General features: G+C 73.3%; 12 protein-coding genes. 5 read left to right on the plus strand and 7 right to left on the minus strand.

Features of this window, described 5'->3' with window-relative positions; all coding sequences use genetic code 11:
* Positions 1 to 15: 15 nt before the first annotated feature.
* Positions 16 to 801: a 1-acyl-sn-glycerol-3-phosphate acyltransferase gene (locus M4D82_RS28425; RefSeq protein WP_249769417.1), complete on the plus strand. Its 786-nt coding sequence runs from the start codon at positions 16 to 18 to the stop codon at positions 799 to 801.
* 60 nt (positions 802 to 861) lie between these two features.
* Here M4D82_RS28425 and M4D82_RS28430 read toward each other — a convergent pair whose 3' ends face one another.
* Together M4D82_RS28430 and M4D82_RS28435 are read right to left on the minus strand one after the other, a co-directional pair.
* The gene (locus M4D82_RS28430) at positions 862 to 2,361 is read right to left on the minus strand and encodes a cytochrome P450 family protein (protein ID WP_249769427.1); all 1,500 of its coding nucleotides are present in this window, start codon (positions 2,359 to 2,361) and stop codon (positions 862 to 864) included.
* 19 nt (positions 2,362 to 2,380) lie between these two features.
* Entirely contained in the window at positions 2,381 to 3,892 is a 1,512-nt protein-coding gene (locus M4D82_RS28435; RefSeq protein ID WP_249769429.1) for a lipase family protein, read from the minus strand.
* A 278-nt stretch (positions 3,893 to 4,170) separates the two neighbouring features.
* Here M4D82_RS28435 and M4D82_RS28440 point away from each other — a divergent pair, with 278 nt between their 5' ends.
* Positions 4,171 to 5,616, plus strand: coding sequence for a glyceraldehyde-3-phosphate dehydrogenase (locus M4D82_RS28440; RefSeq protein ID WP_249769431.1), 1,446 nt, complete (start codon positions 4,171 to 4,173; stop codon positions 5,614 to 5,616).
* Between the two features lie 128 nt (positions 5,617 to 5,744).
* Here the strand turns inward: M4D82_RS28440 and M4D82_RS28445 are convergent, their stop codons facing one another.
* From M4D82_RS28445 to M4D82_RS28460, 4 genes are all read right to left on the minus strand, one after another.
* The gene (locus M4D82_RS28445) at positions 5,745 to 6,413 is read right to left on the minus strand and encodes a DUF305 domain-containing protein (protein ID WP_249769433.1); all 669 of its coding nucleotides are present in this window, start codon (positions 6,411 to 6,413) and stop codon (positions 5,745 to 5,747) included.
* A gap of 91 nt (positions 6,414 to 6,504) precedes the next feature.
* Positions 6,505 to 6,996 carry a DUF6153 family protein gene (locus M4D82_RS28450; RefSeq protein ID WP_249769456.1) on the minus strand — a complete coding sequence of 164 codons (492 nt, stop codon included), beginning with the start codon at positions 6,994 to 6,996 and terminating at the stop codon, positions 6,505 to 6,507.
* Between the two features lie 100 nt (positions 6,997 to 7,096).
* A complete protein-coding gene (locus M4D82_RS28455) occupies positions 7,097 to 8,191 on the minus strand; it encodes an NUDIX domain-containing protein (RefSeq protein WP_249769459.1) in 1,095 nt (364 codons plus the stop codon).
* 67 nt (positions 8,192 to 8,258) lie between these two features.
* On the minus strand, positions 8,259 to 8,882 hold the full coding sequence (locus tag M4D82_RS28460; RefSeq protein WP_249769461.1) for a LysE/ArgO family amino acid transporter: 624 nt from the start codon (positions 8,880 to 8,882) through the stop codon (positions 8,259 to 8,261).
* Between the two features lie 68 nt (positions 8,883 to 8,950).
* Between M4D82_RS28460 and M4D82_RS28465 the strand changes: the two genes are divergently transcribed.
* The 3 genes from M4D82_RS28465 to M4D82_RS28475 all read left to right on the plus strand — a co-directional run bounded on the left by M4D82_RS28465 (position 8,951) and on the right by M4D82_RS28475 (position 12,042).
* A complete protein-coding gene (locus M4D82_RS28465) occupies positions 8,951 to 9,913 on the plus strand; it encodes a LysR family transcriptional regulator ArgP (RefSeq protein WP_249769463.1) in 963 nt (320 codons plus the stop codon).
* A gap of 94 nt (positions 9,914 to 10,007) precedes the next feature.
* On the plus strand, positions 10,008 to 11,090 hold the full coding sequence (corA, locus tag M4D82_RS28470) for a magnesium/cobalt transporter CorA (RefSeq protein WP_249772228.1): 1,083 nt from the start codon (positions 10,008 to 10,010) through the stop codon (positions 11,088 to 11,090).
* A gap of 133 nt (positions 11,091 to 11,223) precedes the next feature.
* On the plus strand, positions 11,224 to 12,042 hold the full coding sequence (locus M4D82_RS28475; RefSeq protein ID WP_249772230.1) for a chitosanase: 819 nt from the start codon (positions 11,224 to 11,226) through the stop codon (positions 12,040 to 12,042).
* Here M4D82_RS28475 and M4D82_RS28480 read toward each other — a convergent pair.
* Positions 12,015 to 13,436: a glycosyltransferase family 87 protein gene (locus M4D82_RS28480; protein WP_249769485.1), complete on the minus strand. Its 1,422-nt coding sequence runs from the start codon at positions 13,434 to 13,436 to the stop codon at positions 12,015 to 12,017. The genes M4D82_RS28475 and M4D82_RS28480 overlap by 28 nt on opposite strands.
* Positions 13,437 to 13,664 lie beyond the last annotated feature (228 nt).

Raw genomic sequence — 13,664 nt, forward strand, 5'->3', positions numbered from 1 at the left:
GAGTGAGGTTCGATTGTGTCGGAAATTTTCACCGAGATGATCGAGGTGGCCGGCGGTGAACTCCGGTACGCGAAAAGGCTGCTCGTGGAGGGCGGGGAGGTCGCCTGGAGGCGATGGCTGGACTGGCTGATCGACGACTACTTCCGGCTCGACGTCCTGGGGTTGGAGAACATCCCCACCGAGGGAGCCGGTGTGGTGGTGGCCAACCATTCCGGGGCCTGGGCGTTGGACGCGTTCGTCCTGCACCGGGTTCTGGTCCGGCGTCTCGATCGACGGGTGAAGGTGCTGGCCGCGCCCCTGGTGTTCCGGATGCCCGTGGCCGGCTCGTACGCGCGCAAGACGATGAGTGTCGTTCCGATCGATCCCCTGATGGGCTTGGAACACCTGAAGGCGGGGGAATTGGTCGGGGTGTTTCCCGAAGGGATGTCCGGCCTGGAAAAGCCGTTCCACGAACGGTACCGACTCCGGCCGTTCAGTCCGGGATACGCGGTGGCCGCCCTGCGGGCCGGCGCTCCCGTCATTCCGGTGGCGGTGATCGGGGCCGAGGAGTCCTGCCCGAGGCTCGGTGAAGTGCCCGCGATCGCGCGCATGTTCGGGCTGCCGTTCTTCCCCGTCACGCCGCCGTTCCCGCTGCCGGCGAAGTGGGTCATCGCCGTCGGCGAGCCGATTCCCGCTCCCGAGCGGCCCAGGGCATTCGCCGAACGACACGCCGTTTCCGCCCGGTTCAACGAACGGGTTCAGGCGGCGGTCCAGGAACTGGTGGACCGGGAACGGGAGAAGCGGGACACGCTGTTCGCCTGACGCTCCCCAGCCGATGACCAGGGGCGGGAGGACAACTCCCGCCCCGGAGTGTCGGCCGCCTCAGCCCAGCAGGCGGCGCGAGGCCAGCCGGAGGTCGTCGGCGGCCCGTGCGCACCGGTCGGCGTGCCCCAGCAGCACCAGCCGGAAGCCCTCGCCCGCCTCCTCGGCGTTCCAGCCGCTGTCCGCCGCGCAGGCGGCGAGCCGGTCCGCGTGGGCCTCCAACCGGTCGGCGGTGGCCCGCGCCAGGGCGCCGTACGAGGCCGGCGTACGCCCGACCGCCGGCTGCGGCAGCTCCGTCGACAGCCGGGTGGCGCCCGGCACCGCCCCGGCCCGCCCCGCGCCGGGGTCACGCGGCAGCAGGGACAGCCGTACGGTCGCGGCGTCGAGGACGTCCGGCAGCCGGTCGACGTCCAGTTCCGGGGAGACCAGCGCGGGTTCCGCCAGCGCCACGAGCCCGCGCACCACCTCCCGCGCCACCCGGACGGCGAAGCCGGCCGCCGCGCAGCCGCCCGGGGCGGGGCACAGGGCCGCCGGGGACGGGTACGGCGTCGGCCCCGCGCCGCCGTGCCGTTCCCGTACGTGCCCCGGGGCGTGCAGGATCTCGCAGTCCGCGGCCACCTCCAGGCCCTGCCAGGTGAAGGCGGCGCGCACCGGATGCACCGACGCCGGCAGCGGCGGCCACAGGCCCAGGGCGGTCGCCACGCACTGCGCGGGCGGGTCGGCGGGACGTACGGAGTGCAGCGCGAGGGCCTGCCACGCGGCCTTCGCCACGGCCTCGGAGATCAGGGCCAGGGCGTGCGCCACCGCCGGCAGGGCCTCCTCCGCCGGGATGCCCGTCGTACGCAGCCGCCCGGCGAGGGCCTCGGGGTCGGGGTCCGTCAGGTACGGCAGCAGCCGCCGGCGCAGCGCCGCGTCCCGGGTCGGGTGCGTCCGGTCGCCCACGGCGTCGTCGGCCGCCCGGAGCACCGCGCTGAGCAGGGAGTCCTCGACGGCCTCGGCGCCCACCACGACCCGGCGGGCCAGCCTCAGCGCCGCGCGCCGCCAGTCGTCCGGGGCGACGGTGCCGTCCGCGCGGCGCTCCGCCACCACCCGGGCCAACTCCGGTGCCAGGCACGGGCCGAGGTCGGAGGGCGGCGCGGTCGCGGCGGGCGCGAGCGGGGCGTGCGGCGACAGCGGATGCCGGTGCCCGCCCGGGGTGAGGCCGGTGGCCGGACCGAGGGCGCCCGCCTCGGCGGCGGCGGTGAGCAGCCCCTCGGCGTCGGCCTCCGCGAGCGGGACGAGGAACGTGCCGAACGGGGTGCTCAGCCGTACCGGCCGCCCGGACCGGGTCCGCCGCAGGTGGGCCAGTACGCCCCTGCGCACTCCGTCGGGCGTCAGCGGGGTCAGGCCCAGGGCGCGGGCGGGGGCGGCGACCCAGGGTAGGCGCTCGGCGAGCATGGCCGCGCTGAACACGGCGCTCTCCAGCGGCCAGGCCGCGCCCGGCTGGCGGCGGGCGATGCCGGTCGCGGCCTCGGTCGCGGTGTCCGTCGGGGTCTCGGTCTCGGTTTGTGTCGTGGTCATCGCTCGTTCTCCCTCGCGCTCACCGGTCGCGCAGCATGTACGGCTGGTTGGCGACGACCGTGCCGTCGTAGACCCGGATCAATTCGTTGACCTGCTCCCGGTACGCGGACTGTTCGCCGCGCAGGGTGTCGGAGTACGCCTGCGGGGCGTGCGAGAGCGGGTAGTCGTACGACTCGTCCAGCCAGGCCAGTTCGAGCCAGCTCGCCGGGATGTCGTTGGGGGAGGCCGGGCCGCGTCCGTCCAACGCCGGGATCACGTCGTGCTTGTTGAGCAGGCTGATCACACGGGTGGTGTGGTCGGCGGGCCGCTTGCCGTCGATCGGGGAGCCGACCGCGATCACATGGGTGATCCGGTACTCGGACGCCACCTCGACGTCCATGGCGAGGTTCATCGCCGTCATCCCGCCCAGGCTGTGGCCGATGAACATCACCTCGGAACCGGCGGGCACGCCGGCGCGGCGCAGCAGTTTCTTCGCGGCGCGGGTGTACGTCGTGTCGCTGTGCAACAGTCCGTCGAAGGCGCCGACGAGGTCCTGCGGGGTGCTGTTGCTGAGCAGGCCGAAGCTGGTTCCGGGAAGCAGCAGGACGTGGCGTACGGCGCCGTCCGCGCAGTGGACGCGGCGCAGCAGGACGAGGCCGTGGTTGCCGAGCGCGCCGATGTCGCCCACATAGCTGACGATGTCGTTGGCGGAGCCGGCGAGGACCTTCGCCAGGATCGGGTCCGGATCGGCCCGCTCGGCGCGGCCGGGGCCGGGGTTGAGGAACTTCAGCACCGAACTGGGCAGGCCGAGGAACGGGTCGGTGGTCGGGACGCCGCCGGCCAGGGTCACCCAGGAGAAGTCGTCGTTGACCGGGTTCTCGTCGAGCAGCCCCGACAGGGCGAACAGCTCCATGATCACGGGGCTCACGGTGGTCAGCGCGCGGGTCACGCCGAGCCGCTCGGTCAGCGCGTGCACGGCCCGCAGGGCCTCCAGCCGCTCCCCGGCCACCATCGCGTCGGTGAGCCGCCGGGCCAAGGGCGAGTCGAGGTTCGGGTGGCTGTCGGCCGCGGCCTTGATGCGCAGGGCGAACGCGTCCACGGCCATGGCGGTGGACGCCGGGCGGCGGTACGTCAGGTTGCCCGCGGCTCGGGCCACCTCGCCGAGGAGGCCGCCGTTGGCCGCGAAGCCCAGCCCAGACGGCCGCATCAGCGCGCGGGCGCAGGACAGCGCGGCGCCCAGTGCCCAGCCGGGGCGCCGTACGGCCTCCAGCGCGAAGCGGGGGCTGCCGAGCAGGCCGGTGAGTTCCGCGCCGGCCTGCCGGGCGGTGAGCGCGGCGTCGGCGAGCAGCACGGAGGCGGCGATCAGCAGCTCCGCGTCGGTCCGCGCCCCGGGGGCCGGCGGCGCCTCCGGTCCGGGCGCGTGCCCCGCGGGCTCGTGCCCTTCGCGTTCGTGCCCCTGGGGTTCGGTCTCCTCCTGCCGGCCGGTGCGTTGACGCACCTGATGCGTCGGCCGTGCTGGAGGAGCCGTGTTCTCGGCCACCTGAGACGTCACGTTCCGCCCTCTCATCCCGGTCTGCGTGCGGGGGTATGGTGCCCCGGATGTGATCACGGTCGAGCCGCTCACCACGCCGCGCCGACGCCAACGCCCTCTCCGTCGGAGCGGCTCTGAGCTGGGAAAACACCTTCGGTGGCACAGGCCTCGGGGGCCGGAATATGGGCTTCCGCCGGAGGGATGATCAGGTGGCCGTCGGGTTGACGGGGGCGCCCCCGGAAAGATCGAAGGACGGTGGGGTTAGCATATGAGCGCCGCCTAGCTCGAAAGATGAACCTGTGACTGTCAACGAGGACTCGTTCACCAACTGGAAGAACCGCGAAGAGATCGCGGAATCCATGATCCCCATCATCGGGAAGCTGCACCGGGAGCGTGACGTCACGATCCTGCTCCACAGCCGCTCCCTGGTGAACAAGTCAGTGGTCAGCATCCTCAAGACCCACCGATTCGCCCGGCAGATCGACGGCGAGGAGCTCTCGGTCACCGAGACGATGCCGTTCCTGCAGGCGCTCACCACCCTCGATCTCGGCCCCTCGCAGATCGACATCGGCATGCTCGCCGCGACGTACAAGAGCGACGACCGCGGTCTGTCGGTGGAGCGGTTCACCGCCGAGGCCGTCGCCGGCGCCACCGGCGAGAACAAGATCGAGCGCGGCGACGGCCGCGACGTCGTCCTCTACGGCTTCGGCCGCATCGGCCGCCTCGTCGCCCGCCTGCTCATCGAGAAGGCCGGCTCCGGCAACGGCCTGCGCCTGCGCGCCATCGTCGTCCGCCAGGGCGGCGACCAGGACATCGTCAAGCGCGCCTCGCTGCTGCGCCGCGACTCGATCCACGGCCAGTTCCAGGGCACCATCACCGTGGACGAGGCGACGAACACGATCCTCGCCAACGGCAACGCGATCAAGGTGATCTACGCGAACGACCCCTCCGAGGTCGACTACACCGCGTACGGCATCAAGGACGCCATCCTCATCGACAACACGGGCAAGTGGCGCGACCGCGAGGGTCTGTCCAAGCACCTGCGCCCCGGCATCGACAAGGTCGTCCTGACCGCGCCCGGCAAGGGCGACGTCCCGAACATCGTGCACGGCGTCAACCACGACACGATCAAGCCGGACGAGCGGATCCTGTCCTGCGCCTCCTGCACCACCAACGCGATCGTCCCGCCGCTGAAGGCGATGGACGACGAGTACGGCGTCCTGCGTGGCCACGTCGAGACCGTCCACTCGTTCACGAACGACCAGAACCTGCTGGACAACTACCACAAGGCCGACCGTCGCGGCCGCTCCGCGCCGCTCAACATGGTCATCACCGAGACCGGTGCCGCGTCCGCCGTCGCCAAGGCGCTGCCGGACCTGAAGGCGCCGATCACCGGCAGCTCGATCCGCGTCCCCGTCCCGGACGTCTCGATCGCGATCCTCAGCCTGCGCCTGGGCCGCGAGACCACCCGCGAGGAGGTCCTCGACCACCTCCGCGACGTCTCGCTGCACTCGCCGCTCAAGCGCCAGATCGACTTCACCACCGCGCCCGACGCGGTCTCCATGGACTTCGTCGGCTCGCGCCACGCCTCGATCATCGACGCCGGCGCCACCAAGGTGGACGGCGACAACGCGATCCTCTACCTCTGGTACGACAACGAGTTCGGCTACTCCTGCCAGGTCATCCGCGTCGTCCAGACCGTGTCCGGGGTGGAGTACCCGACCTACCCGGCCCCGCAGGTCTGACGGTCTGACCGCCTGACGGCGGCCGCCGCGCGGTCCGCGCCGAGGCCGGGGCGAAGAAGGAATGCCTTCCTCGCCCCGGCCTCGGCGCTTCGTCGTTTCCGGGGCCGGGCCGCGCCGGGCCCGGTGGGTCAGTTCTTGCCGAGGAGCGTCTTCATACGCGCGATCTCGGCGCTCTGGGAGGAGACGATGGCGCCGGCCATGTCCTTGGCGGGCTGGAAGCGGCCCTGGGACTCTTCGGTCTTCGCCATCGCCACGGCGCCCTCGTGGTGCTTGATCATCAGGTCGAGGAAGGCGGTGTCGAAGGCCTGGCCGGTGGACTTCGACAGCCGGTCCAGCTCCTCGGCGGTCATCATCCCGGACATGGTGTGCCCGTCGTGTCCGCCGTGCCCGCCGCCGGCGGCGTCAGCCGCGGGCACCTGCTCGCCCCAGGAGGTCAGCCACCCGGACAGGGTCTTGATCTCCGGGTCCTGGGCCTTCTTGATCTCCTCCGCGAGCTGCTTCACCTCGGCGGATCCGGCGCGCGTGGCGGCGAGGTCGGCCATCTCGACGGCCTGCCGGTGGTGGGGGATCATCCCCTGGGCGAAGGCCGTGTCGGCGGCGTTGTTCCCGCCCGGCGCGCTCGCGGACGCACTCGGGGAGGCATCGGCGGACGCGCTGTGGCCGTTGTGCGCCGAGTCGCCGCCCGCCCGGTCGGAGTTCCCGCCGCAGGCGGCGAGGACGAGGGCTGCGGTCGCGGCCAGCGCGACGGCGGAGGTACGGCGGATCGTGGAACGGCTGATCGTGGAGCGGTCGGTCATGGTGGTGCTTCTCCTGTGCTGCGGCACGCCGGACAGCGGCGTGCGTGCGTGAAGTGGTCGGCTCGTACGGCGACGTGTCGCCCGAGCCGGCCTATACGCGCAGGAGTTGCAGTTCGCTGAGTGAGGGAGGCGCCCGCCCGTGGGTCGCCCCGGTCGGTACGAGGCCCCGTGCGGGCGCCGCCGACGCGTCGACCGTGCCGGGCACGACCGCCGGCACGGACAGCACCGGAGGGCCGCTGATGCCGGAGGCCGCGCAGGTGGGGTCCGCGTGCTCGGCGTGACCGCCTCCGGGGCCGCCGCCGTGACCGCCGCCGGGCCCGTCGTGCGGGCAGGCGCAGGGCGCGGTGGAGGAGTGGTCCGTCGGGGCGTGGTCCGTCGAGGGCCGATCCGTGCGGTGCGTCGATGTCGACGCGGTCGCCGCGCCGGTGACCGTCTCGGCGTGGGCGGTCATCGAAGCCTGGGCGGGGATGCCGCCCGGTCCCAGGCCGTGCATGGCGAGCAGGCCCGTCAGCACGGCCAGGACGAGCAACAGGCGTCGGGGCAGCCCGAAGGGGCGACTCGCTCGACCCACCCCGTTGCTCATGCCCGCCATCGTAGGCGACCTGGTCGGGATACTCCAAGGGGGTATGGGGTCCGTGTGCATGGGCCGCATGGGTAGGGATCCGGCACCATCCGTCGCGCCCTCAGGCCGGCTTGACCGGGCGGCCCTCGTGCAGTTCCAGGGGCCCGGTGCCCTTGGCGAGGGCCTTGAGGCAGGCCTTGATCTGCCGCCGCAGCAGGGGTTTGACCAGTCCGCGCAGTTCCCCGGGCTCCGCCGTGCACCAGCTCAGCAGTTCGCCTTCGGGGAGGCGGATCCGGCCCAGGGTGGCCGCGTCGAGGACCCCGCCGTCGTAGAGGAACCGGATCCGCGCCGGATGGCCGTCGCGGTGGGACCAGTTGACGGCCAGGAGCCGGCCGGGGGGCAGGTCCAGGCCCAGTTCCTCGCGGACCTCGCGCGCCGCGCCGGACCTGGGGGTCTCGCCGAGGTCGCTGTCGACGCCGCCGCCCGGCAGCAGCCGGCGTCCGGGCGTGCCGTAGCCCGGCTCGACCAGCAGGACGCGGCCGGCCTCGTCGGTGAACACCACGTTCGCGGCGATCAGGGCCTTCGGCCGGGCGGCGCGGTGCCCGGCCTCGTCGAACCCGCCCGCGTGCTCCAGAGCCGCCCGGTCCGCCGGGTCGAAACCGGCGGGAGAGCCCGGCTGGGGCACGCCGTCCACCAGGTGCGCGAAGGAGCCCAGGCGCAGCGCGGCCAGTCCCGCCCGCAACCGTGCGGCGGGCCGGGCGGGCAGCCGCCGCTGTGCCTCCTCCGGGGTGAGCCAGTACGCCTGGGTGATCTCACCGTCCGCGAAGGCGAGCGACCGGGCCCGATCGGCGGTGAGCGGGCCCACGAGGTGGACGTGCGCCACGAGCGAGCGCCCGAGCCGACCGGGCCGACAGGAGTCGACGGCGAGCAGCCGGCCCACGGGCACGGTGAGGCTCAGCTCCTCCTCCAGCTCCCGGGCCAGGCCCGCCTCCGGCGTCTCGGTGTCCTCCACGGTGCCGCCGGGCAGTTCCAGGTCCTCCTTGTAGGAGGTGGCCAGGACGAGGACCCGCCCCTCGGTGTCCATGACGATCCCGGTCGCGGCGACCAGCGGGGAGGTCTGGGCCGCGTAATACGCGCGCACCCTCTCGTCGCGCCCGGCATCGCGCCCGTCGTCACGCCCGTCGTCGGGCGCGGAGGAGGAAAGGCTGTCGGGCACGGCTGCGGCTCCAGCGGATCGGTGGGTGACTCACCGCATGCCTACCACGCCACGCCGCCCGGGGACTTCAGGCCCGTACGAGGAGCATGCCGCCCAGGGTGACCATCGTCGCGGCGACCAGCCCGTCCAGCACCCGCCAGGCGCCGGGCCGCGCGAGCGGACCGCTCAGCAGGCGGGCTCCGTATCCGAGGCCGGCGAACCAGATCAGGCTGGCCAGGCCGGCGCCGATGCCGAACGCCCAGCGCAGGTCGCCCCGGTCGGCGGCCAGGGAGCCGACGAGCAGCACGGTGTCCAGGTACACGTGCGGGTTGAGCCAGGTCATCGCCAGGCAGGTCAGCACCGCCCCGCGCACGGAGCCGGCCGCCGCGCCCCCGGTGGTGAGGGCCGCGCCGGGGGTGGGGCGCAGGACGCGGCGGGCCGCGAGGATCCCGTAGCAGATCAGGAAGCCGCCGCCGGCGAGGGCGACGGCGGTCAGGGCGGCGGGCCAGGCGGTGACGAAGGCGCCGACGCCGGCCACGCCGAGGGCGATGAGGAGCGCGTCGGACAGCGCGCAGATGGCGACGACCGGGAGGACGGCGTGGCGGCGCGCGCCCTGCCGCAGGACGAAGGCGTTCTGCGCGCCGATGGCGACGATGAGGGACAGGCCGGTGCCGAAGCCCGCCAGGGCCGCTGTGGTGATGCCGTGAGTCATGGAACGACCGTAATCAGCGCGTCGTAGCCAGTACAGCTAAAGATTTTTACGTAGCATTAGCGCTCGTGATGGAAGATCTTCCCCTGGACCAGGTGCGGACGCTGCTCGCCGTCGTCGACGAGGGCACCTTCGACGCCGCCGCCGCGCTCCTGCACGTCACCCCCTCCGCCGTGAGTCAACGCGTGAAGGCCCTGGAACAGCGCACCGGCAGGGTGCTGCTGATGCGCTCCAAGCCGGTACGCCCCACCGAGTCCGGTCAGGTGGTGATCCGTTTCGCCCGCCAGCTCGCCCGGCTGGAGCGGGACGCGCGGGCCGAGTTGGGCATGTCCGACGACCTGGGCCCGGTCCGGCTGCCGCTCGCGGTCAACGCGGACTCCCTCGCCACCTGGTTCCTGCCGGCGTTGACCCGGGTGCCGCAGGAGTCGCCGGTCTGCTTCGAGCTGCACCGGGAGGACGAGGGCCACACGACCGCGCTGCTGCGGGAGGGGCAGGTGATGGCCGCCGTCACCTCCTCCCCGGACCCGGTGGCGGGCTGCACGGTGCGGGCGCTGGGGCTGTCGCGGTACCTGGCGGTGGCCAGTCCCGCCTTCGCCGACCGGCATTTCCCGCCGGGCGTGGAGCCGGACGCGCGGCGGCTGTGGGAGGCGCCGGTGATCGTGTTCGACCGGCGTGACGAGCTCCAGGACGCGTTCGTGCGCCGGCTGTCCGGCGGTGTCGCGGGGGCCGGGCCCGTACGCCACCTGGTGCCGACCTCGGAGGGCTTCCGGGACGCCGTGGCCGCCGGGCTGGGCTGGGGGCTGGTGCCCGAGCCGCAGGCGGAGCCGTTGCTGCGGGCCGGGGCGCTGGTGGCGCTGGCGCCGGGGCGGCCCATGGACGTACCGCTGTACTGGCAGCAGTGGAAGCTGGACTCGCCCGCGCTGGCGACGGCCGCACGTGTGATCGCCGAGGTCGCGATGGAGGAACTCCACCCGATGCCGGCCGGCCGCCCGGATCCGAGGCCGGCGCCGTCCGCGCCGGGAACGCGACGCTGAGCTCCGGCGGAGCGTGTCCGGGGCGCGGCCGGGGCAGGGGAACGACGGTGGCAGACTGGCCGCTGATCCGCCGAAGGGGAGTACGTCCGTGTCCATGTTCAGCAACCTGCGCCGCGCCGTGAGGCGTGGCTACCGACGGGCCGTCGACCTCAGTCACCCGGCCCGCTCCCCCCTCGGCAGCGCCGTCGTCAACTGCGTCGTCTACGTGGACGGCGCCCGCCAGGACGGCTGCTCGGAGGTGGAGGAGGCCCTGCGCCGGGTCCGCAAGGCGGGCGAGGGCTTCGTCTGGATCGGTCTGCACGAGCCCACGCAGGCGGAACTCGCGGGCCTGGCGGCCCTGTTCGGACTGCATCCCCTGGCCGTCGAGGACGCCGTCAACGCCCATCAGCGGCCGAAGGTGGAGCGCTACGACGACACCCTCTTCGCCGTCTTCAAGACCGTCCGCTACGTCGAGCACGACGAGTTGACGGCGACCAGCGAGGTCGTCGAGACCGGCGAGCTGATGGCCTTCGTCGGCACGGACTTCGTGATCACCATCCGGCACGGCGGACAGGGCACCCTCGGCCCCGTCCGCGAGACCCTGGAGGCCGAGCCGGACCAGCTGGCGCAGGGCCCGGCCGCCGTGCTGCACGCCATGGCGGACCACGTCGTCGACGACTACGTCGCCGTGACGGACGCCGTGCAGAGCGATCTGGACGCTGTCGAGACGGCCGTGTTCAGTGAGCACGGCGGCCGGGGCGACGCCGGCCGCATCTACCAGCTCAAGCGCGAACTCCTCGAACTGCGGCGGGCGGTCGCCCCGCTCGACCGACCGCTCCAGCACCTGGCCACGCAGCCGATACCGGTCGTCCCGCCGCAGGTCCGCGCCTACTTCCGCGACGTGGCCGACCACCTGACCCGGGCCACCGAGCAGATCACGGCCTACGACGCCCTGCTCGACTCCATCCTCCAGGCCCATCTCGCGCAGGTGACCGTCGCTCAGAACGAGGACATGCGCAAGATCACGGCCTGGGCGGCCATCGTCGCCGTCCCGACCATGGTCTGCGGGGTGTACGGCATGAACTTCGAGCACATGCCGGAACTGCGCTGGCAGTACGGCTATCCGACCGTCCTCGCCGTCATGGCCGTCGCCTGCTTCGCCATCCACCGGGGCTTCCGGCGCAACGGCTGGCTCTGACCGGGATCGGCGCTTCCTGCGGTGCGCATGGGGTATCGGCGACTCCCGTTGTCTGGTAGGAAAGTTTCCTAACGGAATCGGGAACGCCCAACCACCGTATGGAGGACCCGTGTTCACCGCTCACCGAAAGACCATGACGGTCGGCGCCGTACTCGCCGCCGCCCTGCTGGCCGCCCCCGCCGCGGCGCACGCGACCGACTCCCCGCGGACCGTGCCCGCCACGCACCACGCCGCCGCGGCGGCGACCGGCCTCGACGATCCGGCGAAGAAGGAGATCGCCATGCAGATCGTCTCCAGCGCCGAGAACTCCTCGCTGGACTGGAAGGCGCAGTACAAGTACATCGAGGACATAGGCGACGGACGCGGCTACACCGCCGGCATCATCGGCTTCTGCTCCGGCACCGGCGACATGCTCGACCTCGTCGAGTACTACACCGAGGTCAAGCCGGGCAACGTACTCGCCAAGTACCTCCCCGCCCTGCGCAAGGTCGACGGCACCGACTCGCACAAGGGCCTCGACCCCGACTTCACCAAGGACTGGGCCAAGGCGGCCCAGGACAGCGCCTTCAAGAAGGCCCAGGACCACGAGCGCGACCGGGTCTACTTCAACCCGTCCGTCAAGCAGGGCAAGTCCGACGGCGTAGGCACCCTCGGCCAGTTCATCTACTACGACGCCATCGTCATGCACGGCGACGGCACCGACTCCACCAGCTTCCGCAACATCCGCAAGCGCGCCCTGTCCAAGGCCAAGCCCCCGGCCCAGGGCGGCAACGAGACCACCTGGCTGAACGCCTTCCTCGACGCCCGCGTGTGGGCGATGAAGCAGGAGGAGGCGCACAGCGACACCAGCCGCGTCGACACCGCCCAGCGCGTCTTCCTCAGGAAGGGCAACCTGAACCTCAACACCCCGCTGGACTGGAAGGTCTACGGGGACTCCTTCCACATCGGCTGACCGCCCCCGACCCGCCCCGGGCGAGCCCGCTCGTCGCCCAGGGCCCCGGCGCGGCGGCGCATCGCCCAGGCCACGAGCACCGCCGCGCCGGCCAGCCCGTACGCCACCTCCACCGTCGCCGGACCCAGCGCCCGCCCCGACACGTACGCCGCCGCCCCCGCGACCGCCACGCCCAGCCACTCGGCCCGCCCGTCCAGCGCCACCAGCGCCACCAGGAGCAGCGCGTACCAGGAGTACCCCGGCGTCATCAGCAGGAACGCGGTACCCGTCACCAGCAGCGCCCCGCTCCACGGCCGCTCCGCATCCCCGCGCCGCCACACGTACGCGACCACCGCCGCCATTCCGAGCGCCACGCCCGGCAGCGCCCAGGAGTCCGGCAGGACCAGCCGCAGCAGCGCGTAGCGGCGGCCCGCGCCCGGGTCCTCGTACCCCTCCTCCTCGGCGTAACCGCCCAGGTACCCGAAGACCGAGGAGCGGGAGGCCAGGACGTACGGCAGATAGGTCAGACCCGCCACCGCCGCGGCGGGCACCAGCACCGCCGCCGCGTCCCGCCACCGCCGTACGCCGGCCAGCGCGCCCGGCAACAGCACGGCCGGCAGCAGCTTCGCCGCGATCGCCAGGCCGAACAGGGCGCCGCCCAGGACCCGGCGGCGTACCACCACCCCCAGCGCGGCCACCGACAGCAGGACGGCCAGGCCGTCCACGTGCGCGTTGTTCACCGCCTCCACCGCCACGGCCGGGCACCACGCCCAGTACGCGGCCCACCGGGGATCCGCGCCGCGCCGCCGCAGGATCCACAGCAGCACCCCGGTCACGCCGAGCGACAGCACGGCCCCGCCGATCTGGAGGGCCTTGTGGCGCACGTCCGGCGGCGACAGACGGTGCAGGAGCGCGAAATACCCCTCGGCGACGGGCGGGTAGACGGTGTGCACCGTCGGCCGGTTGATCCGGGTACACACCCCCGGCTCGACGGCGACCCGGTCCGCACCCGCGCACTCGGCCGGGGTGCGCGGGAACAGCCAGTCGTCGCGCAGGCCCCGCAGGGCCGGCTCCGCCGGGGCGTGGTCGTACGGGGAGATCCCGGCGGCCTGCACCCGGCCGTCCCAGGCGTACCGGAAGGAATCCGTACTGGTCAGCGGTGGTCCCGCGAGCCCCGTGGCGGCCACCGCGAGCCCCCCGGCGAGGACCAGCGGGACGACGAGACGGGCCGGCGTCCGACGCAGCGCGAACAGCGCCGCGCCGAACAGCGCCCAGACGGCGGCGTACCACCCGGTCAGCCCGCCGGGATCGGCGGGGTAGCCGGGGTGCCGCACCGTCGGCACGAGCGCGGCGGTGAGGGCCACGAGCAGGAGGAGGGTCGCGGCCACGGGGATCCGGGAGCGGGGGTGGTCCATGGGCAGCAGCCTGGCAGCGCTGGGCGCGGCCGGTGGTGCGACCGGGCCCGGTGTCCGCGTTTCGTAAGGTGTCGGACGGCCCGCGCGGCGCCGTCCGGCGGTGTGATGGGGGGCATGAGCGACGCCCCTTCCGACCCCTCCCGCCCGAACCGCCCGCCCGACCCCCCTGGGCCCCCCGAGCCGTCGCCCCGCCCGACACCGCCCGTGTCGCGGCCGTCCGCGCCGGGG

The organism is Streptomyces sp. RerS4 (genome assembly GCF_023515955.1).
GTDB lineage: Bacteria > Actinomycetota > Actinomycetes > Streptomycetales > Streptomycetaceae > Streptomyces.

Bases quoted from the DNA above. Each gene is read 5' to 3' on its own strand.
- M4D82_RS28430 (WP_249769427.1), bottom strand. From the start codon at position 2,361: ATGACCACGACACAAACCGAGACCGAGACCCCGACGGACACCGCGACC.
- M4D82_RS28445 (WP_249769433.1), bottom strand. From the start codon at position 6,413: ATGACCGACCGCTCCACGATCAGCCGTTCCACGATCCGCCGTACCTCC.
- M4D82_RS28450 (WP_249769456.1), bottom strand. From the start codon at position 6,996: ATGAGCAACGGGGTGGGTCGAGCGAGTCGCCCCTTCGGGCTGCCCCGA.
- M4D82_RS28460 (WP_249769461.1), bottom strand. From the start codon at position 8,882: ATGACTCACGGCATCACCACAGCGGCCCTGGCGGGCTTCGGCACCGGC.
- M4D82_RS28465 (WP_249769463.1), top strand. From the start codon at position 8,951: ATGGAAGATCTTCCCCTGGACCAGGTGCGGACGCTGCTCGCCGTCGTC.
- corA (WP_249772228.1), top strand. From the start codon at position 10,008: ATGTTCAGCAACCTGCGCCGCGCCGTGAGGCGTGGCTACCGACGGGCC.
- M4D82_RS28475 (WP_249772230.1), top strand. From the start codon at position 11,224: ATGACGGTCGGCGCCGTACTCGCCGCCGCCCTGCTGGCCGCCCCCGCC.
- M4D82_RS28480 (WP_249769485.1), bottom strand. From the start codon at position 13,436: ATGGACCACCCCCGCTCCCGGATCCCCGTGGCCGCGACCCTCCTCCTG.